Origin of the sequence: uncultured Agrobacterium sp. (genome assembly GCA_913777615.1) — a bacterium.
In the GTDB taxonomy this organism is placed as follows: domain Bacteria; phylum Pseudomonadota; class Alphaproteobacteria; order Rhizobiales; family Rhizobiaceae; genus Agrobacterium.
In genome coordinates this window covers 58,914-85,656 of the sequence record CAJYTK010000006.1, presented here as the reverse complement: position 1 = coordinate 85,656, position 26,743 = coordinate 58,914, and the positions used below count along the sequence as shown (strand labels likewise).

Below are 26,743 nucleotides of genomic sequence, written 5' to 3'. Positions count from 1 at the left end.
GTCATGGGCCGGTATGCGGCTGTGAAATGCTAGTCGATCGCGTCGGCAGCAGCGACACGATCGAATCCTTGAAGGCAAGCGCTACCAATCCCAGCAAGATCGGAGCGATTACCGAGATCATTACGGTGTTTCGCGTTTGAGCGTTCCGCAATTCGTGAATTCGACTATCTAGCTTTCGGTCTTCCTCATCCAGCCTTTTAATCCCGTCCTTTAGCCGCTGGTCCAGTGCAAAGAGCGTGTCGTTTCCTCCGGTAAGGCTACTAATCAATGTCGGTGGTATGGTGGCTGCGCCGGGCGTAGATTTATGCTTCTCAGATGGTTGATCGAGATCAGCATACCAAATCAAAAAAAGTGGAAGCCCGCGCTGAAGGTGTACAGGTGCAGGACCAGCATTGAACACGGCGAAAACAAGTGGTCCTTCCCAACCCGGATCGACGTGGAAGCCGGAAACATTGATCAGGCCCTTCATTTTAAATGTCGCCTTCATGGAAATGAAGGCCATGGCGGCCTTTGGCACCTTCACAATCTCCTCAGTCAAAAGGAAAGCAAATTGACCGGGAGGAATCTGAAAAGCCTCTTCTAGCTGCAACTGTTGCTTCGTAGTGGTGTAGATATCGGTGAGATTTGGCGTGACGTAGACCTCGCGCCCGATCGTCAACTCGATAGCATTGCAGTCAACTTTGGGTGCTCCTGCACCCGCAATCAACGCACCAAGCCGATTTTCAAGGGTCTGACTGCTCCAAAATGCCATAACATCAACCCTCGACGTAAAATTGTCGCGCTACCAGCTCTCTACGCCGCTCAGCAATTGCAACGTTCAGATCAAGCCCGCGTTCGGTCGCAGTGCGCAGCGTCCAGTTTAATACGTCGAGGTTGGCGGGCCGAGCGATCGATAGAAAGTCTTCCAGGTGGTCGATCTTTTCACAGGCATCGGCGAACCGGCCAGCCGCGTCCGCAAGGGAGCGAAGCGGATCCAGCTGATCAAATGGGTTCTGCGGGAAATTCACCATATCCTCCTGGATGCTTTGATGCAAAGCGTTTGCCGCGCTTAGGCATACCAAAGCCATGTCAACCAAAGTTCGATCGGCAGATTTTGTCTCGGTACCACCTCGCGCAAACCGACCAACATACTTCGCAAAATGGAGGCCGTAGTGCTTCAGCCGGTCTGATTTTGGAAGGCATATGATGTCCGAATGGTTGCCCTGATCGTGACGGAACTGCGCCTTTTGCATCGCCAAAAAATCGTATTGCTGGCTCATCTTACGTCCTTCCGCCTAGTCCCGCGCAATTTCCGGCTTTCAATTATGATCACCCGATCAAAGTGGCGATCATCAGTGCATAAATCAACAACGCTACGCTATCTGCCGAGCGCATAGTGTCACAATGCGCGAAATCAACTCTTTCGACTGAGACTGGAACGGTTGTGTGGGGCGACGAATTTCTGAATAGAAACGCTCTTTTTTCCGATTGTCAAAAGCCTAGGCCTTGACTCTACGTTGTGTAAGATTATCTTACTGCATGTAAGAAACGGAGGAAGTTATGGATCCGACCGATGTTCAAAAGCATTTGATGGACGTTCTGACGACGATTCAGACGATCAGCAAGGAAGCCTGCCCAGTGCTCGATCCGACGGCTCGACCTGCAGAGGAATTGCCGAAGTTCAATAGCAAGGTCTGGCCGGTTGCGGCCGGTATGCTTGGCGCCGCACTCGGCAAGGACATCCCGCCAGAGCTCAATCTTTTCGTCGACGATGCCACGAAGCAAGCGCTGACAATCGCGCAAACCGTCGCGTTGGTTTGCACTTTGATCAAGGAACTCGACGCACAGGCGGCGGTGGTGGCAGCAGCATGACGGACAACCCGACCGACCGGCGTACGTATCTGGCCGAACGCTTGAAGGAGGCGCGCAAGCTCGCGGGTCTCTCGCAGGGCCAGGTAGCGAAACTCTTGGGCCTCCATCGCCCTTCGGTAACGGAAATCGAAGCGGGCAATCGGCGCGTATCGGCCGAGGAGCTTTCGCAATTGGCGGAACTGTATGACGTGAGTGTCGCTTGGCTGATGGGGGATGTCCCCGACACGGTGGATGCGGCGGATCCACGATTGCAGCTCGCGGCACGCGAACTGACCAAATTGAAACCTGATGATCTAGAGCGTCTGCTGAAGCTGCTTGCGGCGATGCGTGACGAAACGTCTGACCCGAAGGAACAGTAACTCTATGAAGCTCAGGAGCGAAAATATGATGCCCGATCGCAATGCTTTGGCAAACCGGGCTATGACGGCTTCAATTGCCGCTCGCACCAAAGCTGGGCTGGACCTGATCAATCCGATTTGCATCTACGCACTCTGCAAGGCCCATAAAGTTCAGGTACGTTTCAACGCTATAAACATGGAAGGAATGTACCAGCGCGGTACCCCTTCCCGAATTCATCTGTCGGCTCGTCGACCTCTTCCGCGGCGAGCCTATAATTGTGCTCATGAATTGGGCCACCATGTCTTCGGACATGGCTCGTCGATCGACGAGTTGCGTGAGGACGCGAAGGAAAATCCGTGGGAAGATCCGAAAGAGTTTCTGGCGGACAGCTTTGCTGGTTTCGTGTTGATGCCGACCTTGGGTATGAGGCAGGCCTTTGCAAAGCGAGACTGGGAGCCGAACTCGGCAACGCCCGTGCAGATCTTTCAAATCGCGAGTGAATATGGCGTTGGATACACGACGCTCATCACACATCTTTCCCAGTCCTTGAACATGATCTCCCGCCCTCGCGCTACAGTGTTGAAGAAGCAAAAGCCGGCGGCGATCCGAGCGGCTATTCTTGGATCCTTATCTGCTGAGCCGCTCGTGTTGGTTGACAATGCCTGGAGCACCTCCGTCATCGATGTGGAAGTTGGCATGAGTGTGCTGCTGCCTTCAGATACCGAGCCAGACAGTGAAGCAATCACCTTCGTCAAGGATTTGCCTGCAGGTCGCCTTTTCGAAGCAGGTACTCCGGGCATCGTCAGGGTCATTCAGCCCGATACCGGTTGGGCTGCCTTCGTACGGATTGCCCGAAAGCAATATATAGGACTGGCCGAGTTTCGTCACCTTGAGGAAGACGCCGATGAGTAAATCAAATAGCATTGCAATGGAGCCATTTATCGTCACCGAAACGAGTGTTTCGCGCGCATACGCAAAAATCTTGCTTCGCGTGACCCAAGGGAGCGGCAAGGAGGTCAGTCCTCTGGTCTTGTCGATCTCAGAGTTCGAAAGCGAGGATAACAGACTGCGAGACGCGCTCGACATTTTATTGCAGAGCAAGGGCAAATGCGTTGTTGAAGATGTGGCCTACACAATCTTCCCTGAACGTCTTTGGCTGATGGCGCAGGGTGATCGGGCCAAGCTTTTCAGTTTCTACAAGATGGCCTTTCCCGCGTATCAGGCCATGAACCGAACCGCAAACGGTCGAGGACTGTACTTCGAACGGATGATGATGTACGGGCGGGGACCGTGCGATGGCAACCAGCTTGAGTACGTTATTTCGCAGTATGATGGGCGTGACGGAGTTCGCGACTCCATGATGCAGGTTACTACCTTCGACCCGGAACGCGATCACACTCCAAGCGCGCAACTGGGCTTCCCCTGTTTACAACACGTCACGTTCGTTCCTACCAAGAGCGGACTTGTACTCAATGCCTTTTATGCAACTCAGCAGATATTCGACAAGGCTTACGGAAACTACCTCGGGCTCAAACAACTCGGGGAGTTCATGGCATTTCAGCTCAAAATGCCCTTCGTCCGCCTCAATGTCACCGTCGGGGTAGCAAAGCTGGAGCGAATCTCTAAGACGGACGCCGGGTTGAAACCCGTCATCGCGGCCGCTGAGGCCGCAATCAGCGAAACACAAGAATTGGGCACTGCGGGGCAAAATCTGCACTTTGCCGCGACAGCGAATTGACGACGTGAAAAGTGACATCAAAAAACAAAATAACCGCAAGTCGCCGCTTCCTCGTGGCACGTCTGTTGAAATGGGAGCGCAGCTCCCACTGGACATCGACGGCGCAGGAAAGAGCCTTCTATGGGAAACGGCTGTCGGTGAGCAGGGACGCTTACACACACCGACCATCATCGTGCAGCACCTTAGTCCCCTCAAGGTGACGGCTGCGTATGAGAGTTATTGGCGGTTTGCCGCCGAGCGTCAGCACATCTTTTTTAAACGTGCGAAACAAGCAGCTCAGCCTTGGACAAGGAATTCCGTACTTTCAACGTATAAATTCACAAATGCATATCGCGCTTCGGACCGGGTTAGCCAGTATTTGATCCGCAACGTCATCTACCGCGAGGATCTACCAAGCTCGAATGGCGAGGTGTTCTTCCGCATCATCCTGTTCAAGCTATTCAATAAAATTGAAACCTGGAAGTTGCTGGAAAAAGAGTTTGGGGTTGTGGCTTACTCTGAGTACAATTTCGAACGATATTGCGATGTTCTAGGGCGTGCCATGCGGCGCGGCGAAACAATCTATTCTGCCGCCTACATCATGCCGCCCGGGAGCGCCGCCTTCGGTTATCCGGCAAAGCACCAGAATCATTTGCGGCTGCTCGAAGAAATGATGAAGGACCGCCTCCCGGACAAGCTCCAGGACGCAAATTGCATGCAAACGGCCTTCGAGCTTTTTCGAGGGTATCAGACGATCGGTGATTTCCTTGCCTACCAGTTCGCGACGGACATCAACTACAGCACAATCACAAACTTCTCAGAAATGGATTTCGTTGTTCCCGGACCTGGCGCCCGGGATGGTCTTCGCAAATGCTTCGCCGACTTTGGTGGATTGAGCGAGCCTGAGCTTATTAAGTTCGTCGCTGATAAGCAGGAAGAAGAGTTCGAACGCCTTGGTATCAACTTTCCTTCTCTATGGGGGCGGCGGCTGCAGCTTATCGACTGCCAGAACCTGTTTTGCGAGGTTGATAAATTCTCTCGTGTTGCACATCCGGACATCCCTGGAAGGACCGGCCGCATGCGAATAAAGCAAAAATTTTCCAAGAACGTCGAACCTATAGTGTTCTTTTACCCCCCTAAATGGGGTCTAAACGAGCGGATTCAGGCAGGTGCCTTTCCAAACGAGGTTTCCGACTGAATCGCGAGCCGCTCGATTAACAGATGAAAGAGGCCTCCGTTCAACAATATTCGTTAGGAGCGAGGAATGGACTTCAGAACCTATCAAGTTGAAGCACTAAGTACCGACGTGTCAGCCGCAACCGGAAAACTCGGCCCTGATGCCTTGATTATACCGATGCTTGGACTGGCGGGGGAGGCTGGCCAGCTTCTAAGCGAATATAAGAAGCACCTGCGTGACGGGGAGGCGCATAGGCTTTTCAAAGACCGAGTATCCGAAGAGTTGGGCGACCTATTGTGGTATCTCGCTAACGTAGCAAGCAAATTCGATCTCGACCTCGATGATGTCGCAAGGCTTAATCTCGTGAAGGTTAGGGAGCGTTGGAATGCGGCTAACAACCATAAACCCAGCTTCGATGAGGCTTGCATTGAGACTGAGCGACTTCCGCGTCAGATGGATGTCCAATTTACAGAAATAACCATCGGCGGTCGTCCGATGGTAGAGATTTCAGTCAACGGCGAGCGCATTGGCTCTCCATTAGGCGATAATGCTTATGACTCTGACGGATATAGATACCATGACGTGTTCCACCTTGCATATGCAGCCTTTCTTGGCTGGTCACCTAACTTAAGGGCCTTCCTGAAGCGCAAACGGAAGAGCCAGCCCCTGTTGGATGAGGTGGAAGATGGTGGACGTGCACGCATCCTTGAAGAGGCCGTTGTCGCGCTGACTTTCGACTACGCACGCGACCATAACTTTTTGGCGGGTGTTGATCAGGTCGACTATGGCCTCCTGAAAACGATTAAGAGCATGGTCGGCCACCTTGAGGTCGGCCACTGCGCTCTGGCCGACTGGGAAGCCGCGATCTTCAAGGGTTTTGAAATCTGGAGGCTGATGTTCGCGAACCGAGGCGGTTCGGTTCATATTGATCTTGACGCACGCGTCATCGCTTACAGTGCGCCGATTGATGGTGACGACCGCGATGAAGGCAATTTTGCTGAATTAGGTGGCAATAACGCTGGCAATGGCTTTCCCCCCATCGTGGCTTAGGCTCACGAACCAAGTACCCACTCCGAGACTTTGAGAAAGTTCGCGAGCCTTGCCGTGGAGGACCACAAATGGTGCTCCAGATTGATGGGTGAACACCTCGACATCTTGAAAGGATATGCCGTCCCCGAATCCCTTTCCGAGACATTTTAGGACTGCCTCTTTCGCTGCAAATCTTGCTGCGATACGCTCGGGAGAAGCCGCAATCTCGGTGAGGCGCCGACGTTCGGCCTCCGTGAAGCATCGATCAAGAAAATCGCCTGACAATTTCAGAAGTGCCGCGACCTCCTCAACGTCAACGAGATCAACGCCGTGTCCGATGACTGCCAAACCGATCTCCTTGCATTACGGCCCATTCTAAGCCATCCCAAAACCGGCCGCCATTGCAACCGCTGGACTGACCACTTTAGCGGTCGAAATCGGACCTGAACATCAAAAGGTTCGTGTCCGACCCGCAGCTCCACAGATTGGCTTAGCCTGTTGCAATAGTTCAGAAGACCGCGCCTTAGTCTCGGTCGCTTCTTTGCGCCTTCCGGATCCCGCCTTTGCCGAAATTCCCGGATTCTTAAACGGAAGTTCACTCGCTCAATGTTGTCGGGGATCGTATCGACTACTCGTTTCGCGGAGCGCAAGTGAGCATGCTAAAAGAAAACAAGCATTCGATGCACTGTCAAGCCACCAGCGCTTAATGCCGTTCCAGTACTCAGAAATTGTTCAACTTGGCCCTTTACCACCTTGAAAAACAACCTGTAGTCACCTTACAAGAATCTCGATCTGAGAAAGTTTGCCCGACAGAGATGGTTCTACAATACAGCAGGAAGACTAGGGCGAAGTAATCATCGACGGTTTCTCTTGGAAGAAGCCTGGATAAATTTACCTCCCAAGCAGCGTTGTATGGACATTGCCATTTGAGGGAATAACGCAAGCTCATAACCGAGAGGGAGTGGAGATGACTGGGATTTCGGGACATACGAGGCAATCGAGGTTCGAATTGGTGACATTGCTAATGTGCAAGCCTCATGTTGTTGGTATGGTATGACAGTCCCTATCTCGTTTGATGACTGGCTTCAGGTTGCACAGAGTCCTGCCGAGAACGGCCTCCATTTCATTGGAGCATTCGATAGGCGTATCACATTTTACTCGCAACAGGTGCGCGCGCTACGCCTTGCACACGCTCTAAGCCGTCCAGGCAACCTGAAGGCCAACGACAACATTGCCGTCGTTGGTGCCGGCGCTGCAGGCGTGACTGCAGCGCTTGGTTTAGCACTCCTTGGCAATGACGTGATGTTGTACGACCCGGCGGCGTCGATTTTACAGCTACAAAGTGCGTCCCCGCGACTGCTTCATCCCCATATCTATGAGTGGCCGGGCCTCGGATCGTTGGATGATCGAGCCGGTTTACCGATTTTGGATTGGTCGGCGAACAATGGCGGTGCGGTTTGCGCGCGACTTCAGGCCGATTTTGATGCCGCAGTGGCACGCCTGAAAAACCTTGAGTTCAAGTCGGCGCACCTTCTTACATCCTTAGATAAGGTAGGTGCACGGTGGCGGCTTGGACTGACGTTCAACGGCGCCGTCAATTATCGCCAATTTGACCATGTCGTCCTCGCGATCGGTTTCGGCGACGAGATCTCTTGCGGGGCGGCTGTACCCGTTCACTATTGGAAACAGAATTCGACTGGGTCAGCGGCAGCCGAACCGCACAGCCCAGCGACTTACATCGTCAGTGGCAATGGAGATGGAGGGCTTACTGACCTATTGAATCTCCTGGTTCAGGATTTTGACCATGTCGGCTTTACGCGACGGTTCTTGAATTACTTTTCTGACGATGCGCTTCGCGTCACGACAGAAGCGGCATGTGCCGGCGCCGCTGTTGGAGCTGACCTAGAGCCAGCGTTTAAGGCCCAACTCCTTCCGCTATTCGACGAGTGGGGCGTAATCGATAGACTCAGCCAAATCTTGCGATCTGATCGCCGGGTGACCATAAACAGTTCGGGTCCGCTGTTTGCTGCGACAAAAGCATCGCAGCTCAATCAGGTGATGGTGTTTGCGGTTCTGGAGGCCGCGAAGCAGGCGGATCGTCCAGTGCAGCGCAGTGCTGGACAAGTCACAGATGTCGTTGCGAGCGCGGAAGGTTTTCAGGTCAGCGGACTCACTGTCGGTGGAGTACCGCTGACCGAAACGCATGAGCATGTGATCCTGCGTCACGGTCCTAATCGGGCAGTGCGCTACGCCGCTGCTGGCGCACACTTCCAGGCATACAAGGCGCATGTGACGGAGCTATTGGCGGCACAGCCGCACCTCAATTTGCCCCCGGTTCTTGACAGCGAAACCTACGATTTCTTCGAGGCGCTGCGGATCGCGAAGCTCGAGGACCACGCATCGCAGCAGGCCTCGCTAGCCAATCTTGCTGCAGCACGGGCGACGCTAGTGATCGGCAGCGACCCGGCTGCTCACGTTCCGATCGAGCGAGGAAGTCGGCGTCTTTTGGAAATCGCCGAGCAATGCGAACGACTGGCTGGTAATGTCATTCTGCACCTCGCCGTGACGCCGGACAAGATCGCGGGCTCTTCTGACATTGTTCGGCTGGCGCGAGCAAGCGGTGGCCGCATTATGCTCGTGGCCGGGCCGGATGGGCTGGTTGAGTGGCAGAAGCTCGTTCCAACGATTGATCCCGTGCCGTCTGCAGTGTCACACTATCCTGCGATCACGCTTGACGTTACGGGGCTGGACCAGGCCATCGACGCCTGCCTACTTCGTTTATTGGACGAGCGGGTCAGAGCGGCCTTAGTCAGCCGGCAATGCGAGACACTGGGTCCGCTTCATGCGTCGATCGCGGATGCGATCGAACCGACTTGGACAGCTTGGCATGCCTCTTTGCGTGCCGACAAGGCGCTTCTGGCCGCTTTTCTTCGATGGCTCGCGAATGTCGAACAGGATGAGCGTTCGCCTTGGAGCGGCGATCATGCTACGATTCAGTATCTCGCGACGGCACTCGTGCTGATGCTCGCGACGCATTACGGAGAGCCTCTCAAGCCGGCCCTTGTTGATCGTGGCAATCTTAAATTCAGCCACAATGCGGTGGCGTTGGGCTCGGGTTGCCAGATGGTTGGGCAGCAGCCTATCGCGATTTGGGACCAGCCCGATCAGTGGGATGTCGATGCACTGATACTGTCGGGCTCGGCCGAAGTTGAAGTTTTGGATCCACCCGGCCGTGTTCTCGATGGTGGCAAGCCCGCGTTGGGAATGGCGGCGGCGAGGCGCGTACGCCCCGTGGTGATTCGTAATGACAAGCAATGGCGTGCACGTTTGACGGACGATGTAACGGTCTGGAGAGCCGCCGTGGAAGTCGAATTTGCAGCGCTACGCGCGAGGCAAGACAAGGAATTGGAGGAGCTTGCCAAATGACTCCTGACATTCTTCGAGACAAGCTGATTGCGTCAGCCCAAAGAATTGGATGGTTTGCAGCGATTGAGACAGATTTCGTTTCGCCCAAATTCAGAGGACGACAGGACGCATCTGCTGCATCGCTTCCTGAAAACGCGATCGGGCTGCGGCTTGGCGCCTACCCGGCGTTGGTCGCTCCGATTGCGCTTAAAAGCAGCGAGGAAATGCAGATATCGCTGAAGGCGTTGCATAACCAGATGGTGATCGCGCGATCCTACATGCGCGCTGAGGAGGTGATCAACGCACACATCATGTTGTGCGTGACAACGACTGGATCGCAAGCTGACTGGCGCGGTATCATCGACCTGGCTGAAAGGGACGAGACGGTCTGTCGGAAAGTGATCTGGATGCCAGACACCGATGATTTGGATGCTTCCTACGAGCATTTCCTCGCACGAACATTCCTGGCTCAACCCTGGCGCTCGCTTGACGCGGTACTTAACGCGCCACTCGACCATAACCAAGGGCTGGCTGAGCGGATCCTCGTCAGACATGGACTGTCCGAGCCAGCGGCCGGACGATGGGTCGAACTTGCCGATACCTACAAGGATGACCCTGACGGACTGATCTCGCAGTTGGTTGCCGCTCGGGGGGACGCCGAATGACACCACTATATCTGAAGCAAGTCTCACTTCGGCAGTTCCGCAGTTTCGCCACGCTCGATGTGGAGCTCCCGCCTGAGCCGGGAGTGCTTATCGTTCATGGCAGTAACGGCCTAGGCAAATCCTCTCTGTTCGATGCGCTCGAATGGGCTCTCTCCGACCGCATCGACCATTTCCGAGATGCGACCGGCGTGAACAAGCCAGGCACTTACCTGTGCCGGTGGCGGGAGGGAGAACCAGGGCCGACAAGTACGACGATGGTCTTTTCGGACGAAAGCACCATCGAACGAAGCTTGCTGTCCGCTAAATCGACTGCTTCACAGCTTGGCGGCAACGTTCCTGATATCACTGGCTTTCTGCGCGCTCCTGCATGGCAGCAACGTATCTCGGAGCTGCAGCGCTATCTCTTGCTGACCCATTTTCTCGGGCAGTCGACACTTTCGCGGTTGACCTATCGCAAGTCGAGCGAACGCTTCGATATTCTTAAGGAGGCCGCGCAGAGCACAGCAATCGAAGCAATTTCCAATGCTCTGCACGGTCAGGGAAATACATCGGTTGTTCGCGCCTACGCTCGGCAAATAGAAGCGTTTGAGCGAGACGCGAAGAGCTTGGGCGATCTTGTGGAGCAGGAGTCCGCGCTGTGGCTTGAAGCACGGATTTCAGGCGCTTTGGATGATGCCGCTGTGCGAGCGGAGGCTCGGCGGATTGCGGTGCAGCTCGCGCGGGCCCAATTCGACGCTCAAGGGGTTGACGCATCGCCTGCTGATCTCGACGTGCCGACAATTGAGAGGCTACAAGCTACGATCGATCGCATCGAGCGCGACTGTTTTTCGGCAGAGGCCCAGATCGAGGATGCGAGGCGGCTTCACGGTGAGCTTCAGCGCGTTCTGACGGACCTTGCCGAAGTGGCAGCATCACGCGCATCGACGCAGAAACGAATTGATGCGCTTGGAGACCAGCTAGCGCAGGCGCGAAAGCTACAAAGCGATCGCAGAAACGACGTTGCGACCCATCAGCAGCGGGTTGTCAGCGCATCAACGGCCTTATCCCGACTTTGCGCTCTGCATGACGCGCGAACCCTTGTTGTCCGGCTGGATAGTGAGTATCGCGACGCATTGATTGCAAGAGCGGACGCCGATCAGGCGAAGAGATCAACGGAGAGTGAGGTCACGATTGCCGAGAGAAGGCGACAGATCTCGCAACGGGTAAGTGGTGAGATCGAGCAATTCGATAAAGAGATAGATCGCTTACGTGACAAGGTGTCGACAGTCGAGCAGGCAGTTGTCTGTAAAGACAATATTGAGGGAACGTCGGCCGCGCTCGCTGAACTTGAAGCGAGCAATCCGGACGTTGATGCGGCCCTGACGCGTAGCGAACAAATGGTGGCAGCCGCGACTGACAGCGTCAACGCACAAGATGCTGTCGTCAAAAGTCTTCGGGAGACAGTCGACACAATGTCGATTGCAATCGCATCAATCGCTAGCCATCTGCCCTCTGATGGGTGCGACTGCCCGGTTTGCGCAACTCATTTTGACGACGCGGCGGCGTTGCAGGCTCGGGTTTCGACTGCTGCGGAGCGCCTTGCACCTGCGCTTTTTGCACAAGAAGAGACACTCAAGAGCCTGTCCGCCGCTCTAGCGGCTCGCAATTCCGAGCTCCAACAATTGCGTGTCGCGCGCGCGGCAATCCGTTCGGCGCGCGCAGACTTGAACGTCGAGCGAGAGCAGCTAGTTAGGCTGATTTCCCGACTTGATGGCGGTCCGAGTGAAACGCCAATCGATCTTGCCGTGACCCGGGGGCATTTGGTTGAAATGATCGCCACCGTAAGTGCGAGGCGCCGGCTAAAGCAGCGTTGGCAAACACACCCCGCCCTTGACGCTCAGACATCGAGCGCCGACTACTCTCGCGCAGTTCGCGAAAGAGATAAAGCCCAACGGAGACTCAATGCAGCCACTCGCGCGGCAGCAGATCTTGCCGTTTCGCTCGAGCGGGCCAGGGTAGACGAGGGAAGCGCCACTTCTGCTATGGGGACGGAGGATGCTATCGAGCCCCACGACCTTTCGAGGATGCTTCGGGAGGCCGAGGCAGAAAAACTGCGGAGGGAGGAGGCGTTCGCTTCTGCATCAAGGGCACTAACCGAGGCCGACACCGCTGCTGGTGCCTTGGAGGGGGAGTTCGCCGGCTTAAGAGCGCGGATGGGCGAGATTGATACTCGTAAGCACGACCTTGATGAGGCGCAGCGCAGGGTCAGCGACGATTGGCTTGGTCTTAAACAGTTTGGCCCGGTCCCAGATCTTGCGGCGGTTCAAGTTGTCGAGGGCTCCATCGGCACTTTGAGACTTGCCGTAAAAGAGGCGGCAGCGAACCTTGGGCGCCTGCGTGAAGGGCGTCTGGCTTGGTCACGACAGGTCAGCCACAGGGCGGTGCTCGACCAAATTCGAGAGCAGGTTGATGGCCCTCCCAACGCGACACGCGACGAGGTACTGGCGCGCGCCGCGGCGCTTCAAGCCGAGAAAAAGGCCGGCGCGGACGCCGTTCGTGAGGTCAAAGAGATTGCCAAGGCCGCGAGCGCCGATATTAGCGCTGAGCTGGAAGACTTTAACTCCGAATACATCAAGCCCTTGGGCTTCCTGATGTCACGTATTAATCAAGCAATTCTTTGCGACCCGCGCGTAGGGATCGATCTGCACGTAAAAAGGAAAAAGATTGAGCAGAGCGCTGTAAAGGGCGGTGAGGTGCCGAAGGCTGTCGGAGAGATCGATCCGGTGCTCGTCCATAGTGAAGGTCAAATGGCGGCTCTAGCGGTTAGCATGTTATGCGCCGCGAGCCTAACTTTCCCTTGGTCGCGGTGGAAGGCACTTATTCTTGACGACCCTTTGCAGCACAATGACTCAATCCACGCCGCGGCCTTCGCAGATCTGATGGGTAATCTCGTCGCCGGTGAGGGATATCAGGTTTTGTTATCTACCCATGACGTCGCTCAAGCCGAATTTCTGCAGCGAAAGTTTCGATCGCGTCGGATACCCTTTGTGACCCTGAGCCTGCTAGGTCTCGGGAAGGACGGCGTGGAGTGGTCTGTGCATTCCTCGGCCTCAGCGGGCGGGCGTTCAGCATCGGCTGGATGAGTGACCATAGTGGGCAACATCGTGTCCGAATGCCGTTTTTGAACACGCGGACTGTTGAATTGTAGCGGGAGAAGCCACTTCGCGACGCGAGTTCCAATATTAATATCGGATAAGCGTTTGTGAAGTGACTTCAATCTCTTACCTATCTTGAAAACAAAAACAGAAACACGTCTTCGGTTCGACTCCTTTCAAGTCGAAGGTTTGAGCCCTGTACCGTGGGGGCTAACAGATTGATAGAAGCCATCACTGCAGATGCCTCAAATCCGCATAATTGAGGGACCATCGCAGTAGAGCCCTCGAATCCAGCGTTAGCTGGACGAAGGGTGACGTAGCTGTAGGAATGCGATCACAGTTCCAAGCGTAAGATGGCGGCGCCTCCTAGTTGCTATTCGGTTCAACAGATACCGTTGCGGTCCTACCAGCAATTAGCCGAACGGCGTCTGGGACATTGTCGATTTCAATACGCACTGGAATTCTCTGGGCGAGACGGACCCAGGAAAATGTCGGAGCCACGCTTGCAAGCGAGCCCGTAGCTTCGCTTCGCTCCCGGTCTTCGATGCCGGCTGCGATACCCGCGACACGGCCGCCGACTGATTGCGGCTCTCCCATAATATCGACCTTCACCCGGTCGCCGATATGGATCTTTGGTATTTTCGTTTCCTCAAAATACCCCGCCACGTAGACAGCCTGGTTTTCGATCAGCACTCCGACCGCATTTCCGGCGGAGACATAATTGCCGGCACGGAGAGCGAAGTTCGTGATTTTCCCCGAGGCCGGGGCTCTCACAAGTGTCCGGTCACGATTTAGCTTCGCCAGATCAAGAGCGACGAGCGCCGATTGATGGGCGGCATCTGCCTGGTTCATCTGGCCTTCTGCATGTTGCCGCTCTTTCAAGCTCGCTGCTTCTTTCGACACGAGCAGCTGATATCGCTCAAAGTCAATTCTGGCGAGATCCGCCGCAGCTTTCGTACTTTCTACTTGAGCCTCTGCCTCTCGCACCGCAAGTTCGAAGCGGTCCGTTTCGATCCGAAATAAGGGCATTCCTTTCTCGACCTGAGAATTGTCGGTGACCAGAACCGCCGCAACCGGTCCAGAAACATCCGGTGCCAGTCGGACAATATCCGCCCGGACACGAGCATCCCGCGTCCACGGTGCTTCCATATAGAATGACCACAGGTGCCAGCTGAGAACTGCCGCGCAGCTCGCCATGGACAAGGTCAAAAGGGCTCTGCCCGAGGTGATCGTGAGGTTCTTCATGAATGCAACCAGTTGAGAATGGCGGATAGCCCGCTAACGAGGGTGACGTAGAGTGCGAGATTGAACAGGGATGGGTGCCACACGGCCCGATAAAGACCGATCCGCGTGAAAAGCGACGTCATCATGCGGAAGAGACCGTAGCCACCAAGAGCAAGCGCCGAAAGCCCCGGCAGGAAGACACCATAGAGGTCGAGTTGTCCGGTCACGCGGCGTTCCTTTTTGAGGGAGGCATCATTAAGGCCGGCGGATCCGCCTCCGGGGCGAGGCATACACGAAGAGCGGCCGCGTACACGAAGAGTGCCGTGTCGGCGTCGGTTGCGGTCGCATCCGCAGACGAAAGAATAAGGTCGTCCAGCAACTTCACTGTATGTCTCAGCGCTTCACCACGTTCGGCGGGCGCAAGCCGGTAAAGGATCTCAAGGCCCGAGAAGATCGACTCCGCCTTGAGGCGGGGTAGCGTTGACGCTTCTTCAGACAGCTCTTGCATCGCGTTGATATTTAGTCCTGTCCGCAAATCTCTTATGAGGTCGGCGTCGGCGGTGTCTGAGGTGGGAGGCAGTCTTGCCGCTCTGGCGGCGAACAGGCCCGCCACATCGATGACGCGGTGGTGTGTGACATACGGATCGGTGTGCCTGCCGGACGCGATGCTGACGATATGCCGCTGGACTACTGAAAACAGCCTCCGAGCATTTGTCTCAGCCTCGACTGATCGGAAGATGCTGCAGACCACGATCGTCCAGACCATCGCGAGAACAGTTGCGACACTCGAATTTGCAAAGGTCGCGAACTCACTATTCTGGTGCGTCTGGAGGGTGAGCAGAAGGGGAAAGTTTATGCATAGCCCCATCCCGACGACCGCGAGCGAAGGCACAGCAAGGCAAATTCCCGCCGGGATGAGGAACAGCCCGAGGGCAGCTACGAGGGTCAAGAAGCCGTCGATCGTTGGCAGAACTGCGAAACCGTAGACGAAGGCTGCGATGATCGAACCGATCGTTACGCTGACGAATTTACGCATGGCTGGAACTGGATCGTCCACGGTCGCAAGGAGGCAGCACAGCACGCCCGAAATCTGTGCGAAGGTCATTCCGTCGGTCCAGCCGCTTGCAATCCACAATGCCATGGATGTCGATAGGCAGATCGCGACCGTCAGCGCGGATAGCAATGCCATGCCGATATCACGATGTGGTGGGGGAACAGGGTCGGGAGATGTAACGCGGAGCGCGGCCCTTGCTGCATTGTCTTTCAGCAATGCGCCCCGCAGGGACTGACACGCGCGGGAGACCTCAAGAACATCCCGCAGGTTGCGCGCAACATTGGCAAAGAGCAGAGCGTCCCATGATCGAGGCGCTTCGAAAGAGGGCGGCAGATTAGTTTTGGCCGTCAAGATTCCAAATGCGCTTGTAGGCGACGATCCAAGTGTATCGATCACGGACATGGCCTGCTTTGCCTGCGAGGTGTCTAGCTTGGCCAGTGCACGTCGCAGATCCTCGATCTCGCTGAGCAATGGAAGGAAGGACACCATGCGTTGCTGTAGCGATCTTACCAGCGTAACGGCATGGCGATACCGAGATCCGTCATACTGAAGGTGGGTTGCGAATGACCGCAGGTCTGTCGCGTCCGCTACCAAAGCGTATCGTTCCGCTCTGCATCGAGCTTCGTCCTGCTCGGCAGTTGCGGTCGCGGCAAGGAGCGCTTGCGCCCTTGTCATCCAGCCATCGACCCGCGCAATAAGGATTGTTCCAACGTGAACCGGAAGAACAACGTGGCTGACGATCGCGGCGCACAGGATGGCAAGCCCGATCTCCTCGATGCGGGCGACGACCGTATCAAACGTATTTTCCGGCGCCGTGACCAATGGCAAGCCGGCAAGAAGCACGGTGTAACCGGCCAAGAGTGGCACATAGCTGCGTGGCGTGCGATCGAGAAGGCTGATGAATGTGCATCCTGACACCCAGGCGATGATCGCTGCTGACAACAGGATCGGCTCGTTCACGAGGTTCGGGACTAGAATAAGTGTCGCAACGCCACCGATTAGCGTCCCCAGGAGTCGATAAACTGATTTCGAAGAGATTGCGCCGGACAGCGGGTGAGCGACGATGTAGACAGTTGCCACCGCCCAGAACGGTCGCGGAAGGTCGAACCGGATGGCGATGTAATAGGCGAGCATGGCCGCCATGAATGTCTTCAACGAAAAGAGCACGTTCCCGGTGGTGACAACCGGTCGAGCGCTCATGAGTCCTCTCCGGACTGGTGGTTCCTTCGCGAGGCGCCCTGCTCATCTGTGGGGTCGATAAGACCGTAGAGTTCGGGAGACACGTAGCAGAAGAACGTCGCCGCGATGCAGGCATGCATATAGGCTTCGACTGGGTCTGCGTATGAAACAGACGTTCCAGCCGGCGACCGGTGGGCAAAGGACGCTTGAAGCTTTGCAAGAATGATTTTCCTCATCTTTCGTGCAGCGGCGATGAACCGGAACCGGTTGCGCCGATAGTCTGGAGGCAGGATGCCATCGCCACGATTGCGCTTCTGAGGCAGGCGAAAATCGGTCTGGAAGATATCAGACCACCAGTGGGAGGACGGGTCGTATAGTGCCATCGACATTCTCCGAATTCTTTCGGAGGACACTATCGACAAAGCGCCTAGCGGAATTTAGAGATATCATCTGATGATGACGAAATTCCACCAATCGCAGTTATCCCTGTCTGATGCTCTTGTTGAGGAGGATCCGGAACAATCGAGCCTGCGAGCGCATGCGGTGAGGATCGACGTCTCGCAAAATGAACGCGAGGCGCCTGAGCACCGGCATAGAAAAGGGCAACTGGTCATGGCGTCGCGGGGCGGCGTGACATGTCGTGTTCCGACCGGCATATGGATGGTCCCGCCCCAGTGCGGTGTGTGGGTTCCTGGTGGCATGCCGCACAGCAACGTGGCGACCGCGAACGCGCGATTGTTTTTTCTTTTTGTCGAGCCAGATGCTGCCGATCTGCCGGATCGATGCTGCACTCTTTCGCTGTCACCGCTCGTCAGGGAGCTCATCATCGAGATGGCTACTCAATCCGAGGTCGCGTCTGCTTATGGGGAGACGATGACAACGCTGCTTCTGTCGGGGTTGTCGCGGATGCCAGTAGAGGACCTCCATCTGCCTCTAACTGCCGAGGCAAGATTGAATCGTATCGCGTCTGCCCTGGTGAAGGACCCCTCCGACCGAAGCACCATGGCACAATGGGCCCAGCGAGTGGCAATGAGTGAGAACACCCTTGCCCGTCTCGTTCAACAGGAAACCGGCCTGACCTTCGGCCGTTGGCGACAGCAGTTGCAATTGATTATTGCTATCCGAAGCCTTGCGGCCGGGGCGACGGTGCAGCAGGTTTCGGGTGACCTCGGGTATGAATCCGTTTCCGCGTTCATTACGATGTTCAAGAAAGCACTCGGTACATCGCCTGCGCGATATCTGCGGAAATTCGAGCGTTGGACGTGAGTGAGCGCATTGACAGAAGCAACCGATTGGAGACGAAGCACGTTCGCTCACATCATGATTGGCAGCAATGACCTGAAGCGTGCCAGAAACTTCTACGACGCCACATTCGCTGCCTTGGGCGATCGTCGCCAGCCGGCCGGCCCCTACGCGGTTGGTGCCTTTTTCGTATTTCTGGATCTGCTGGAAGGAAATTTTGAGCTCTGTCGCGAGCGTTGTCTGACTAATACCGCACTCTTTGCGCCGCTTACGGAATCGCGCGCCGACAGCGACATCTATCGGGTTCGGCACCCTATTACCAACATTCATGTTGCCCCCTTGAGCGAAATCATTTCGCCTGCGGCCTTAACTACTGTGCAAATAGGTGAAAAATCGCTTCAAATAGATGCTGCTCATAAATCGTTACCGAGCTCGCCCTGTAAAGGGTCTTGCTTTGCTGGGCAGATGCCGCAGGCTTTTCCTCAAAAGCCCAAGCAACGGTGTAGCTAACTCAGTCCTTTCGGGGGCATTGCCAAGTTGTTTGATCGGCGGGTTGCAGCTATCAGTTTGGCATGAAGATGCCTTGCTCATTCCCCCGGCTGAAGGGGTTTCGCTTTCCGCGTGAGATCGTCGCCTATGCGGTCTGGGCCTACCACCGCTTTGCCCTGAGCACGGCCGACGTGGAGGATCTGCTCGCCGAGCGCGGGGTGATCGTGAGCCGGGAGACCGTTCGCCTCTGGGTCAACCGCTTTGGTCGGCATTTCGCAAACTGCATCCGCAGTGACCGGCCAAAACCTGGTGACAAGTGGCACATCGATGAGGCCGTCATCACGATTGGCGGCAGGAAGTTCTGGCTCTGGCGCGCCATTGATGCCAATGACGATGTTCTCGATATCCTGGTTCAGACTCGCCGCAACAGCCGGGCTGCCAGGCGCTTTTTCTCCAGACTGGTCAGGCAGTTTGGTCAGCCTCGGGTGGTCGTGACGGACAAACTGGGCAGCTACGTCGCGGCGATCCAGGTCATCGCTCCGAATGCCGATCACCGGGCGCACAAAGGGCTGAACAACCGCATTGAAAATTCCCACCGGCAGACCCGAAAACGCGAGAAGATCATGGGTCGGTTCAAGTCGACGCGACAGGCACAGCGCTTCCTGTCGGCCCACGATCAAATCAACACGATCTTCCGTCCCCGCCGCTACACGCTGACCGCCATTTCATACCGCCATGCACGGGCTGATGCGTTCAGCCTGTGGGCGCACTATGCCGCTGAAATGACAGTCTGAAACTAGCGACACGGCCGCATCTGCACCCAACGCAAAACAACTTGGCAATGCCCGACTAAGACCACCGACGTGACGGACGATAAACGTGACCCGGCGTCTACGTCACGGACAGATTGGATCGGAGGAGAGGCAACCAAACCTGGTTACCTTCCCGATTCTCACCGGCGATTTTTGCGCCAAGGTGCATTCTTCTGCCAGTTGCCGGCCATGATGCTCCCGAACGGAATCACTTCGTCGACTACTTCGGCAAGACCATAATGCTCGATCTGCGCCCGCACATTTGCGGCGCTCTTGTAGGCGCTGGGAAGCTCCGACACGTCGGCAAAGCCAGAGAAGAAGCGAACATCGAGACCGCTTGTCTCCTTCTCAAGAATTGCCGCGATGTTGTTCGGGCTGAGCCCACGTGAATCTGCTCCATATTCTGCCGACAACTGGCGCACATGGGCGCTGCGCGAAATATTGCGCCCCGCGCCATGCGGCGAGAAGCCGAGACCATGAGCGGCATTCGCTCCGCGAACGATCAATACCGGTTCCGCCATATTGAGCGGGATGATGGTCAGATCGGTCGCATCATGTCCCCAATTGTCGAACGCAGGCGTCGCGCCCTTGCCGTGATAGAATAGCCCGTCAGACTTCCGGAAAACGAAATTGTGCTCGTTCCAGAAGCGATCGGCGACCTTGACCGAGAGTTTCTCCGCCGCCATGTCGTGAAGCATATAGTGGTTTTCCTTCGTCCACTGGCGAATCGTCTGCAAGGCGGACCAATAGAGATCGCCTTCCTCGGTATCTGCCGGGATCCATGCATTCTCTCGATGGGTCTCGGGCGATAGCTGTTCGCGAAACCGGTTGGCGACCTTCATACCCTTGTCGTAGAGCCGTGCACCCGGAGCTCGCGATCCATGATGGGTGACGAGCGCCGTTTCACCGGTCGACTTCATTGTGCCGACGTAGGCGAAATGGTTGCCGTCTCCTTGGGTTGCAAAGTGTTCGATGCCGGCCTGCAAGCGGGGTGCCGAAGAATCTAAGCACCCTAATAGTTCTTACATCGGATGCTGCACTACGGCACCTCTATCCGGACGACCGCATCTACAGGTTTTGGGCATACTTCAGAAATGCCTTCGCACGCGACGCCGGCCTTTGGATCGACCACTTTCTGCTTAGCCCGGATCCCGTCGAAAAACTCGTGGGAGCCCAGGTCGACAAGCATGTCCGGGGCTGGGAGCACGCCAGTGATCACGCGCCAGTATGGATTGAACTGACTGAGAAGACTGCAAAAAAAGGAGAGAGAAATGATCGACGAGTGGAAGCGCGAGGTTGGCGCCAGGCTGGAGCAATTGGTTGATAGCCTGGTCGCTAACGGCGTCAGTTACGAGGACGCCTGCAGTATGATAGTCGTGCAGGTCAACGCCCTCATGGTGGCCCGTGAGCACGATCAGGATCCCGCTGACTATGAAAGCCGTCGATGAGCCGGCCAATGACTGGCCGGCGGTGGAAGAATGAAGACCCGTCGAATAGAACGTACCGCTCGATGCTTACTGGGGCGGCTGACCATTGGACGCCGATATGCCGCCATCGACAGGCAGGTTGACCCCGGTCACGAAGCGCGCATCGTCGCTTGCAAGAAATGCGATTACGGCCGCAACGTCTTCAGCCTCGCCGGGCCCCCTGAGCGCAAAGCGTTCGTTGAACTTCGAAATCAGCTTCTCGTCGTCCATCATATCCTCGGTCATGCCTGTTCGCGTCAGGCTTGGGCACACTGCGTTGACCCCGATGCAGTCCTTGCCATGGTCCATGGCCACAGCCCGCGTGAGATTGGTCACTGCACTCTTGGCGGCATTGTAGGCTGCCATTCCCCAATCGCCACCGGTGCCGGATACCGAGCTGACGTTGATGATGGAGCCCCGCGATGACTTCAGATGCGGGAGCGCCGCACGGCTGGCGTAGAAGACGCCATCGACATCCGTTGCCATTACTGTACGCCAATCGTCTGTGGTCAGGGTGCCGACGTCGCCTTCGGCGACGACGCCCGCATTGTTGACGAGAACGTCCAAGCGTCAGAACTTCTCGACGGTGCGAGAAATCAGCTCCTTTACTTCGTCCTCATTCGACACGTCCGCCTCGGCGATCATAAATTGATCATCACGGAAAGGCTTGGCGACCTCTTCGAGCTTCGATCTCGTGCGGCCGACCAGTGTCACGACAGCGCCTTCGTCGAGAAAACGCTCCGCTGTCGCCTTACCTATTCCTGAGCCTGCGCCAGTCACGACGACGACCTTGTCTGCAAATCGCTGCATTGAAATCTCCTTGAGTGCGCAGTGGTGCATCCGCTCGAACGGGAGATATGCGGGGTTGTTCCCGATCCAGGGGCTCGGCCGTTTTGAGGGACACCGTGACCGTAACGAGAATGTCAGTGCCGGTCTGGCAGCGAAGCGGAACGAACATTCGGAATGCAGGTTGATTGGATGCAACAGGAAAGCCCCATGACGTCGTCACATCTCGCGACCCTAGTCTCTCTTTTCATCATCCTTGTCGGCGCGATCTACCTTGTCGCGAAGCCGGATCGAGTATTGGCTGCGGACAGAGGAATCAGACTTATGTCCAAGGCGGTCGACCCTGCTGGGAAGCCTTTGCAAATTGTGCAGGCGGAACGCACCCAGAAACAAACCGCCTCTCAAAAAGGAGTGGTTCGCGCCGATCATCTGGTGATCCTGTTCCACGGGATCCGAGGACGAGGGTCCGTTATGCAAGCGGTGGGAAATTCCTGGCAGGCGACGCTTCCGGACACGGCATTCGTCGCGCCTGACGCGCCGTTTCCGCATAGGTCGGGCGGTCGTCAGTGGTTCGCCGTCGATGACCAGATAATGCGTCCCGAGCGGATCGACGCAGCGCGTCGAGCGTTCGACGGCGTGGTCTCCGAGATCGTCAAACGGGAAGGGTTCGAAAACTCGCTCGACCGGGTGCCCTTCGTCGGGGTCTCGCAAGGCGCCATCATGGCGCTGGATGCGGTTGCTTCGGGTCGTTGGAAGGTAGGATCTCTCGTCACCTTCGCCGGACTGTTGCCGTTGCCGCCGACTTCGTCTTCTGTCGAAACGGAAATCTTTATGATGCATGGTTCTGCGGACAGGACCATACCATCCGCTGCGACGACGACTGCGGCGAACCAACTCAAAGCGGCGGGGTTTCCCGTGACGTCAAAAATCTATCCTGGCGTCGGTCACACGATCTCTTCGGAAGAAGCCCGAGACGCCGCGATCTTTCTCCGCGACCGTTTCAAATAGGCGCTGGCGAAAGGGGGCGTCCAGAATCCCTATTGGAAGTCCCCAACCGAAAGGCGTGGTGTCTACAAGAGGCATCCTTGATCGCACCACGCTCGCCGCTTGAGCTTTCCTGATCATGTTGTAACCATGGCTTCGGCCAATTACGGCCAAGGAGGATTCGGGAATGTGGAAGTCGGTTTTGATTGTCGCCGCACTCACGTCTTTCGCCGCTGCGCCGGCAAGCGCCGAGCAGTGCCGCGATGCGAAAGGCAAGTTCGTCAAATGCGAGACGACTAAGAAGAAGGTCCAGTGCAAGGATGCCAAAGGCAAGTTCGCCAAATGCGGCACTGCCGGCGCCACGCCTGTGAACTGAGCCGAGATGGTGGATGGCGGTCTTCATTCGGGCTGCCATCAGCCGCTAGGGATTGCCGCCAGCCTCACCTTCGTCGTTTAGATCCAGGACCGGTAGGTATGCGTTTTGCTCCAACCATTCTCTGACAATAACCCGCAGCATCTCTTCGCGGCTCCATCCGAGTTCTTGGGCGACGCTGCGTACGGCTTCTTCGATGTCGTTGCCCAACGTTGGGGCGGGAGAGGGGAAAGAAATCCTCATCCTAGTAGCCGCCTGGACGCAGCGACGCCGCACGACGGCCGCAAAGACTCCCATCGGCGGCTAGATCGGACGGCGAGTAGCAGTTGCCAGGATACCTTATGGGACGCTGAGTGGCGGTGCACGCCGCCATCAGACAAGAGATGAGAATAAGCCCTACGGATCGAGAAAGAAACGTTTGCATGTTGTGCTCCCGAGAATCCTAGAAAACACAGCATTGTTTGGGAGTCGATCATAAAAGGACGCGACCGGCATGCTGGCCAAGCCCACCGCTGGGTTGGGCCCGCTTGTTCCAGCGGGCCGTAACGACGCTACCAGCGGTACTCGCGGTAATCGTACCCGCCTCTTCGCCATTCGCGCTCACGCTCCCAGGCTCTTCGTTCGCGCCACTCGCGCCGCGCCTGACGTTCTCGCCACTCACGACGAGCTTCCCAATCTCCACGACGACCCCACTCGCGTTCGTAGCGCGGTGGACCGTTCGGCCGGCAGAAGCCGCGGGGTGATAAGTGATACCCGCGCCCGCAGGCGTAGTCGACCGTCTGGAAGTCTGTCGTATCCCGCGCCAAAGGTTGCGCCATGGGCATTGCGTTCGCACTTGATCCCATCAGACCACTTAACAAAAGCACCGCGCCTAGAACTAACTTGCGCATTTCCATCACTCCTCGTTTGGTGGAGTGATTTAGCTCTCGATCCCGTGAACGGCGGCTGAATGAATCTTGATCGTTTTGTGGCAGCGTCCCAAAGCTCAACGAGCAGCGGATCTAGGAACGTCCCAATACGGATAGTGCTCCGAGCACCACCACTGCGGTGCGTCGATTTTGTTCTTGGAATAGCCGAGTCCGCCCCACTTCTTGCAGCCCGCATGCGAACAGTAGTGGTTGATATGGATTCCGTCTCCGGCTTTCTCGTCGCTTACAGCAGCGTTCCTTGTGGCGTCGCTTCCTCAATAGGCAGCAGGATCAAGCGCTCATCGGGCAAGGGCCGTTGAAGTGCCTTTGCCTCTTCCCATGGCGCATTCATCCATACGTCCACTTCCTCGCGCGTCGTCAACACCACCGGCATTGCCTTAGGGTGGATCGGCTTGACGATGTCGTTCGGCTCGCAGGTCAGGAAGCCGAATAGCTGATGATGGCCGTCTCGCGGGTTTTTCATCGATCCGCGCACGCCATGCCAATCGGTCCAGATGCCGGCGAAGAATGCGAGCGGCTCGCTATCATCGGTCGCGAACCAGCGCTTGGTTTTGCGGGGCTTCGTGTCTTCCCACTCGCAGAACCTTGTCCACGGCACCACACAGCGGCTCTCAGGCCTCAGCCAACGGCGCCAGTGAGGCGACGTGACATTGCGAATATTGGTAATGCCTGTGTCTGGTCGATCGCCAAGAATGTTTGGCGGGGTGGGCATGCCCCAGGTCAAAGCGACGAGCTCGCACGCATCGCCGTTGTTTCGAATGACCGGGGCAGGGCGGTCCGGGTAGACTTCCACCTCCGGCTCAAGGTTCAGCCTCTCGCTCATCGCGCCGGCGATATCTCGCATCGCCTCTTGGTTTGTCCGGACCTGATAAAGATTGCACATGCGTCACCTCGGAAGTTTGGCTACGGACAACTCCATGTGGCCCTCGTGGTTGCACTTGCTGCATCGGAGAAGCTTCTTAAGGCGTCAAGCGCCCTGCCTTGGGTCGTTCTCGACGTGATCAAGTCGGCGCCCTCGTACCTCCAGGCGAGCCCACGGCGATCAAGACGCCGCAGCACCTCGAGGCCCCGGAATTACGACGAAAATCTTCGCCTTAGGCGACGACCGCGTTGCTAGCCTTCAGCGGGAATTGCGCTCCTCGTCGGGCATCCATCCTCTCGTATATCCTGCGCTCATGGCCGCGGTTGCCAATGCAAGCTGCTCCCGCAGGTGCCGCACATCCTGCATCAACGTCTCGATCGCAGCTCGGTGGTCCCCATCGTGCCATGCTACGAGGTGGGCAACAGGATCTGCTACAGAATCTTTCCGCGTCGGGCGCACGTTCTCATCTCCGTTTTCGAAGTTCAATTTCCGCATGTCGTTGTCGGAAGCACGCCCCCTTCGTGTCATCTATGTTCTGTTTATGTTCTAGTTTGCGGAAGAGTCAACTACGATTCAATGGAGGGGGAAGGGTCTGTCGGAATTTAACAAATATCGGCGTCGACAACTTGGCACCCCGTCGTTTGCCTTTGCCTTTGTGGCGCTGAAGAGATAGTCCGCATGACGACGTAAGCGGTAGCTCTTGAGCTTTCTCTTCCACGAAAGGAACGGACTATCCCAAGCCTAGGCTCAATCTGGAACTATGACATGATCAGGACAACCTCGCTCGTATTGGCCTTGGCGTTCACTCCCTCGCTTGCTGCACCGGCCGATATCACCGGTCGTGCAACGGTCATCGATGGCGACACCATCGAGATAAATGGCGTGCGGGTTCGGTTCGAAGGCATCGACGCACCCGAGAGCCGGCAGATGTGCGAGAACGCTGCAGGAAAGGCGTACAGGTGCGGTCAAGCAAGCGCGAAAGCTTTGGACGCCTTCCTTGCCAAATCGCGTCCTACGAAATGCACGGCGACAGGTACCAGCTACGACCGCATCGTAGGCTATTGCGTGCGCGCCGATGGTGTGGACGTCAACACGTGGATGGTGCGCAACGGGCACGCCATCGACTGGCCGAAGTACTCCGGTGGCCGGTACGCCCCCCAACAGGCGGAAGCCCAAGCGGCGCATGCCGGTATATGGGCCGGCGCATTCGACCTTCCCTGCCTCGTACGCGGCGCGCGATGCGATTGAGGCACGGCGGCGGGTGATGGGTAGCCCGACCGCGCCACTCTTGAGGCGGTGGTTGTTTGGGAACGTTCTGTCGTTGGTCCGGTTGGATGGTCAGCAAAAGGAGAAAATCCATGAGTGACAGGAAGCCAGACCCGTCGAGCGACGCAGCCCGCACCGGTGAAGATGCGGATAAGGATCGCGAGGAACTCAAGAAGAAAGCCGAGAAAGGCATTGAAGACGCTACCGGCAAGAAGCCGAAGGGCGAGATCTAGACGAACAAATTGAGGTCGGGGAGGATTCCTGCACACCGAAATCTATGTTCTCCTCACTCTCAATTCGCGGATCTTTCAAAGAGGTCGGACGGCTAGCCATCTGCATCCAGCGACTGGAGACATCGAAACCTCATCTCGCAAAGGTCGCCGTCGGGATGGCATAGACGGTCACAACCCATGGCCAGGCGCCGGCGGAGCTTGGAGAAGCTCACGCTGGCGCCGAACTTCGCAACAACCGCCTTTCGTTCTAAGCTATCAACGCGTTCACACCGGATGCACTCGATTTCGATGTTGGGCAGCCGGACGCCCTTCAGCGTGTAGCTGCGCTCGCTGTCGGGCGTCTGTGTGAATTTAGGCGTCTTGGCCACCATACCAACTCCCTTCGGTACCTCTGAGGACTTTGGATATCCTCATCCCTCCATGACGACAAAAATATTTTAGACGAAAGGTGCAATGTAGAATCTAGTTACGGTTTTGATTCAACTTCACGAATCCGCAGTGTTGCTAATCTTGAGCCAAGATTCCTT

General features: G+C 56.5%; 26 protein-coding genes and 5 pseudogenes. 18 read left to right on the top strand and 13 right to left on the bottom strand.

Features of this window, described 5'->3' with window-relative positions:
* Position 1 precedes the first annotated feature (1 nt).
* On the bottom strand, positions 2-751 hold the full coding sequence (locus tag QZ862_RS04905) for a deoxycytidine triphosphate deaminase (RefSeq protein ID WP_296097883.1): 750 nt from the start codon (positions 749-751) through the stop codon (positions 2-4).
* Positions 752-755: 4 nt separating this feature from the next.
* Positions 756-1,259, bottom strand: a complete 504-nt coding sequence (locus QZ862_RS04900; RefSeq protein ID WP_296097881.1) for a hypothetical protein — start codon at positions 1,257-1,259, stop codon at positions 756-758.
* A gap of 280 nt (positions 1,260-1,539) precedes the next feature.
* Between QZ862_RS04900 and QZ862_RS04895 the strand changes: the two genes are divergently transcribed.
* The 6 genes from QZ862_RS04895 (at position 1,540) to QZ862_RS04870 (ending at position 6,134) form a co-directional block, all read left to right on the top strand.
* Entirely contained in the window at positions 1,540-1,851 is a 312-nt protein-coding gene (locus QZ862_RS04895; RefSeq protein WP_296097879.1) for a hypothetical protein, read from the top strand.
* Positions 1,848-2,210 (top strand): helix-turn-helix transcriptional regulator, encoded by a 363-nt coding sequence (locus QZ862_RS04890; protein WP_296097878.1) that lies wholly within the window; start codon positions 1,848-1,850, stop codon positions 2,208-2,210. Before QZ862_RS04895 ends, QZ862_RS04890 begins: the two co-directional genes overlap by 4 nt.
* Before the next feature lie 25 nt (positions 2,211-2,235).
* Positions 2,236-3,102: an ImmA/IrrE family metallo-endopeptidase gene (locus tag QZ862_RS04885; RefSeq protein WP_296097876.1), complete on the top strand. Its 867-nt coding sequence runs from the start codon at positions 2,236-2,238 to the stop codon at positions 3,100-3,102.
* Positions 3,095-3,928 carry a thymidylate synthase gene (locus tag QZ862_RS04880; RefSeq protein ID WP_296097874.1) on the top strand — a complete coding sequence of 278 codons (834 nt, stop codon included), beginning with the start codon at positions 3,095-3,097 and terminating at the stop codon, positions 3,926-3,928. The genes QZ862_RS04885 and QZ862_RS04880 overlap by 8 nt, the downstream gene beginning before the upstream one ends.
* A 4-nt stretch (positions 3,929-3,932) precedes the next feature.
* Positions 3,933-5,105: a nucleotide kinase domain-containing protein gene (locus QZ862_RS04875; protein WP_296097872.1), complete on the top strand. Its 1,173-nt coding sequence runs from the start codon at positions 3,933-3,935 to the stop codon at positions 5,103-5,105.
* A gap of 66 nt (positions 5,106-5,171) precedes the next feature.
* On the top strand, positions 5,172-6,134 hold the full coding sequence (locus QZ862_RS04870) for a nucleoside triphosphate pyrophosphohydrolase family protein (protein ID WP_296097870.1): 963 nt from the start codon (positions 5,172-5,174) through the stop codon (positions 6,132-6,134).
* Here QZ862_RS04870 and acpS read toward each other — a convergent pair.
* Entirely contained in the window at positions 6,087-6,461 is a 375-nt protein-coding gene (gene acpS, locus QZ862_RS04865) for a holo-ACP synthase (RefSeq protein WP_296097868.1), read from the bottom strand. The two genes, QZ862_RS04870 and acpS, sit on opposite strands and share 48 nt — an antisense overlap.
* Before the next feature lie 705 nt (positions 6,462-7,166).
* Between acpS and QZ862_RS04860 the strand changes: the two genes are divergently transcribed.
* From QZ862_RS04860 to QZ862_RS04850, 3 genes are read left to right on the top strand one after another with little or no spacing between them, the layout of a single operon-like run.
* Positions 7,167-9,539, top strand: coding sequence for an ABC-three component system protein (locus tag QZ862_RS04860; RefSeq protein ID WP_296097867.1), 2,373 nt, complete (start codon positions 7,167-7,169; stop codon positions 9,537-9,539).
* Positions 9,536-10,183 carry an ABC-three component system middle component 1 gene (locus QZ862_RS04855; protein ID WP_296097866.1) on the top strand — a complete coding sequence of 216 codons (648 nt, stop codon included), beginning with the start codon at positions 9,536-9,538 and terminating at the stop codon, positions 10,181-10,183. The genes QZ862_RS04860 and QZ862_RS04855 overlap by 4 nt, the downstream gene beginning before the upstream one ends.
* Positions 10,180-13,305 carry an AAA family ATPase gene (locus tag QZ862_RS04850; protein WP_296097865.1) on the top strand — a complete coding sequence of 1,042 codons (3,126 nt, stop codon included), beginning with the start codon at positions 10,180-10,182 and terminating at the stop codon, positions 13,303-13,305. The genes QZ862_RS04855 and QZ862_RS04850 overlap by 4 nt, the downstream gene beginning before the upstream one ends.
* A 378-nt stretch (positions 13,306-13,683) precedes the next feature.
* On the opposite strand, the gene QZ862_RS04845 is transcribed toward QZ862_RS04850, so the two are convergent.
* The 4 genes from QZ862_RS04845 to QZ862_RS04830 are packed head-to-tail and all read right to left on the bottom strand — an operon-like array spanning position 13,684 to position 17,163.
* Positions 13,684-14,562 carry an HlyD family secretion protein gene (locus QZ862_RS04845; protein ID WP_296097863.1) on the bottom strand — a complete coding sequence of 293 codons (879 nt, stop codon included), beginning with the start codon at positions 14,560-14,562 and terminating at the stop codon, positions 13,684-13,686.
* Positions 14,559-14,768 (bottom strand): DUF1656 domain-containing protein, encoded by a 210-nt coding sequence (locus QZ862_RS04840; RefSeq protein ID WP_296097861.1) that lies wholly within the window; start codon positions 14,766-14,768, stop codon positions 14,559-14,561. Before QZ862_RS04840 ends, QZ862_RS04845 begins: the two co-directional genes overlap by 4 nt.
* On the bottom strand, positions 14,765-16,795 hold the full coding sequence (locus QZ862_RS04835) for an FUSC family protein (protein ID WP_296097859.1): 2,031 nt from the start codon (positions 16,793-16,795) through the stop codon (positions 14,765-14,767). Before QZ862_RS04835 ends, QZ862_RS04840 begins: the two co-directional genes overlap by 4 nt.
* A complete protein-coding gene (locus QZ862_RS04830; RefSeq protein WP_296086232.1) occupies positions 16,792-17,163 on the bottom strand; it encodes a hypothetical protein in 372 nt (123 codons plus the stop codon). The genes QZ862_RS04835 and QZ862_RS04830 overlap by 4 nt, the downstream gene beginning before the upstream one ends.
* Before the next feature lie 64 nt (positions 17,164-17,227).
* On the opposite strand from QZ862_RS04830, the gene QZ862_RS04825 reads away from it, so the two are divergent.
* The gene (locus QZ862_RS04825; RefSeq protein ID WP_296097857.1) at positions 17,228-18,040 is read left to right on the top strand and encodes a helix-turn-helix transcriptional regulator; all 813 of its coding nucleotides are present in this window, start codon (positions 17,228-17,230) and stop codon (positions 18,038-18,040) included.
* Between the two features lie 54 nt (positions 18,041-18,094).
* Positions 18,095-18,160: pseudogene (locus QZ862_RS04820) on the top strand (VOC family protein); the annotation flags it as partial.
* On the opposite strand, the pseudogene QZ862_RS04815 reads toward QZ862_RS04820, so the two are convergent.
* Positions 18,158-18,346, bottom strand: a pseudogene (locus QZ862_RS04815) (helix-turn-helix transcriptional regulator); the annotation flags it as partial. The pseudogenes QZ862_RS04820 and QZ862_RS04815 overlap by 3 nt on opposite strands.
* Before the next feature lie 242 nt (positions 18,347-18,588).
* On the opposite strand from QZ862_RS04815, the gene QZ862_RS04810 reads away from it, so the two are divergent.
* Positions 18,589-19,299, top strand: coding sequence for an IS6 family transposase (locus QZ862_RS04810; RefSeq protein ID WP_296097855.1), 711 nt, complete (start codon positions 18,589-18,591; stop codon positions 19,297-19,299).
* Between the two features lie 158 nt (positions 19,300-19,457).
* Here the strand turns inward: QZ862_RS04810 and QZ862_RS04805 are convergent.
* A pseudogene (locus tag QZ862_RS04805) lies at positions 19,458-20,297 on the bottom strand (RtcB family protein); the annotation flags it as partial.
* A gap of 56 nt (positions 20,298-20,353) precedes the next feature.
* Between QZ862_RS04805 and QZ862_RS04800 the strand changes: the two are divergent.
* Both QZ862_RS04800 and QZ862_RS04795 read left to right on the top strand, forming a co-directional pair.
* Positions 20,354-20,641 (top strand): annotated as a pseudogene (locus tag QZ862_RS04800) (hypothetical protein); the annotation flags it as partial.
* Complete coding sequence (locus QZ862_RS04795; RefSeq protein WP_296021856.1) at positions 20,589-20,765, top strand: hypothetical protein; 177 nt, start codon at positions 20,589-20,591, stop codon at positions 20,763-20,765. The pseudogene QZ862_RS04800 and the gene QZ862_RS04795, both read left to right, overlap by 53 nt.
* A 66-nt stretch (positions 20,766-20,831) precedes the next feature.
* On the opposite strand, the pseudogene QZ862_RS04790 reads toward QZ862_RS04795, so the two are convergent.
* Positions 20,832-21,593, bottom strand: a pseudogene (locus tag QZ862_RS04790) (SDR family NAD(P)-dependent oxidoreductase).
* A gap of 186 nt (positions 21,594-21,779) precedes the next feature.
* On the opposite strand from QZ862_RS04790, the gene QZ862_RS04785 reads away from it, so the two are divergent.
* Entirely contained in the window at positions 21,780-22,577 is a 798-nt protein-coding gene (locus QZ862_RS04785; protein ID WP_296097853.1) for a dienelactone hydrolase family protein, read from the top strand.
* Positions 22,578-22,740: 163 nt separating this feature from the next.
* Positions 22,741-22,929 carry a hypothetical protein gene (locus QZ862_RS04780; protein WP_112360776.1) on the top strand — a complete coding sequence of 63 codons (189 nt, stop codon included), beginning with the start codon at positions 22,741-22,743 and terminating at the stop codon, positions 22,927-22,929.
* A gap of 548 nt (positions 22,930-23,477) precedes the next feature.
* On the opposite strand, the gene QZ862_RS04775 is transcribed toward QZ862_RS04780, so the two are convergent.
* Both QZ862_RS04775 and QZ862_RS04770 read right to left on the bottom strand, forming a co-directional pair.
* Positions 23,478-23,816 carry a hypothetical protein gene (locus QZ862_RS04775; RefSeq protein ID WP_296097851.1) on the bottom strand — a complete coding sequence of 113 codons (339 nt, stop codon included), beginning with the start codon at positions 23,814-23,816 and terminating at the stop codon, positions 23,478-23,480.
* A 262-nt stretch (positions 23,817-24,078) separates the two neighbouring features.
* Positions 24,079-24,738, bottom strand: a complete 660-nt coding sequence (locus tag QZ862_RS04770; protein ID WP_296097849.1) for an SOS response-associated peptidase — start codon at positions 24,736-24,738, stop codon at positions 24,079-24,081.
* Positions 24,739-25,482: 744 nt separating this feature from the next.
* Between QZ862_RS04770 and QZ862_RS04760 the strand changes: the two genes are divergently transcribed.
* Together QZ862_RS04760 and QZ862_RS04755 are read left to right on the top strand one after the other, a co-directional pair.
* Complete coding sequence (locus QZ862_RS04760) at positions 25,483-25,965, top strand: thermonuclease family protein (protein WP_296097844.1); 483 nt, start codon at positions 25,483-25,485, stop codon at positions 25,963-25,965.
* A gap of 110 nt (positions 25,966-26,075) precedes the next feature.
* On the top strand, positions 26,076-26,216 hold the full coding sequence (locus QZ862_RS04755; protein WP_162741965.1) for a hypothetical protein: 141 nt from the start codon (positions 26,076-26,078) through the stop codon (positions 26,214-26,216).
* A 92-nt stretch (positions 26,217-26,308) separates the two neighbouring features.
* Here QZ862_RS04755 and QZ862_RS04750 read toward each other — a convergent pair whose 3' ends face one another.
* Complete coding sequence (locus tag QZ862_RS04750) at positions 26,309-26,587, bottom strand: hypothetical protein (RefSeq protein WP_296097842.1); 279 nt, start codon at positions 26,585-26,587, stop codon at positions 26,309-26,311.
* Positions 26,588-26,743: the final 156 nt, after the last annotated feature.

Excerpts from the sequence above, each read along its gene's own strand:
- QZ862_RS04780 (WP_112360776.1), top strand. The coding sequence starts at position 22,741 with ATGTGGAAGTCGGTTTTGATTGTCGCCGCACTCACGTCTTTCGCCGCT.
- QZ862_RS04830 (WP_296086232.1), bottom strand. The coding sequence starts at position 17,163 with ATGTCGATGGCACTATACGACCCGTCCTCCCACTGGTGGTCTGATATC.
- QZ862_RS04775 (WP_296097851.1), bottom strand. The coding sequence starts at position 23,816 with ATGCGCAAGTTAGTTCTAGGCGCGGTGCTTTTGTTAAGTGGTCTGATG.
- QZ862_RS04885 (WP_296097876.1), top strand. The coding sequence starts at position 2,236 with ATGATGCCCGATCGCAATGCTTTGGCAAACCGGGCTATGACGGCTTCA.
- QZ862_RS04755 (WP_162741965.1), top strand. The coding sequence starts at position 26,076 with ATGAGTGACAGGAAGCCAGACCCGTCGAGCGACGCAGCCCGCACCGGT.
- QZ862_RS04845 (WP_296097863.1), bottom strand. The coding sequence starts at position 14,562 with ATGAAGAACCTCACGATCACCTCGGGCAGAGCCCTTTTGACCTTGTCC.
- QZ862_RS04825 (WP_296097857.1), top strand. The coding sequence starts at position 17,228 with ATGATGACGAAATTCCACCAATCGCAGTTATCCCTGTCTGATGCTCTT.
- QZ862_RS04870 (WP_296097870.1), top strand. The coding sequence starts at position 5,172 with ATGGACTTCAGAACCTATCAAGTTGAAGCACTAAGTACCGACGTGTCA.
- QZ862_RS04890 (WP_296097878.1), top strand. The coding sequence starts at position 1,848 with ATGACGGACAACCCGACCGACCGGCGTACGTATCTGGCCGAACGCTTG.
- QZ862_RS04905 (WP_296097883.1), bottom strand. The coding sequence starts at position 751 with ATGGCATTTTGGAGCAGTCAGACCCTTGAAAATCGGCTTGGTGCGTTG.
- QZ862_RS04760 (WP_296097844.1), top strand. The coding sequence starts at position 25,483 with ATGATCAGGACAACCTCGCTCGTATTGGCCTTGGCGTTCACTCCCTCG.
- QZ862_RS04855 (WP_296097866.1), top strand. The coding sequence starts at position 9,536 with ATGACTCCTGACATTCTTCGAGACAAGCTGATTGCGTCAGCCCAAAGA.
- QZ862_RS04880 (WP_296097874.1), top strand. The coding sequence starts at position 3,095 with ATGAGTAAATCAAATAGCATTGCAATGGAGCCATTTATCGTCACCGAA.
- QZ862_RS04810 (WP_296097855.1), top strand. The coding sequence starts at position 18,589 with ATGAAGATGCCTTGCTCATTCCCCCGGCTGAAGGGGTTTCGCTTTCCG.
- QZ862_RS04860 (WP_296097867.1), top strand. The coding sequence starts at position 7,167 with ATGACAGTCCCTATCTCGTTTGATGACTGGCTTCAGGTTGCACAGAGT.
- QZ862_RS04895 (WP_296097879.1), top strand. The coding sequence starts at position 1,540 with ATGGATCCGACCGATGTTCAAAAGCATTTGATGGACGTTCTGACGACG.
- QZ862_RS04795 (WP_296021856.1), top strand. The coding sequence starts at position 20,589 with ATGATCGACGAGTGGAAGCGCGAGGTTGGCGCCAGGCTGGAGCAATTG.
- QZ862_RS04750 (WP_296097842.1), bottom strand. The coding sequence starts at position 26,587 with ATGGTGGCCAAGACGCCTAAATTCACACAGACGCCCGACAGCGAGCGC.
- QZ862_RS04850 (WP_296097865.1), top strand. The coding sequence starts at position 10,180 with ATGACACCACTATATCTGAAGCAAGTCTCACTTCGGCAGTTCCGCAGT.
- QZ862_RS04900 (WP_296097881.1), bottom strand. The coding sequence starts at position 1,259 with ATGAGCCAGCAATACGATTTTTTGGCGATGCAAAAGGCGCAGTTCCGT.
- QZ862_RS04770 (WP_296097849.1), bottom strand. The coding sequence starts at position 24,738 with ATGTGCAATCTTTATCAGGTCCGGACAAACCAAGAGGCGATGCGAGAT.
- QZ862_RS04785 (WP_296097853.1), top strand. The coding sequence starts at position 21,780 with ATGACGTCGTCACATCTCGCGACCCTAGTCTCTCTTTTCATCATCCTT.
- QZ862_RS04835 (WP_296097859.1), bottom strand. The coding sequence starts at position 16,795 with ATGAGCGCTCGACCGGTTGTCACCACCGGGAACGTGCTCTTTTCGTTG.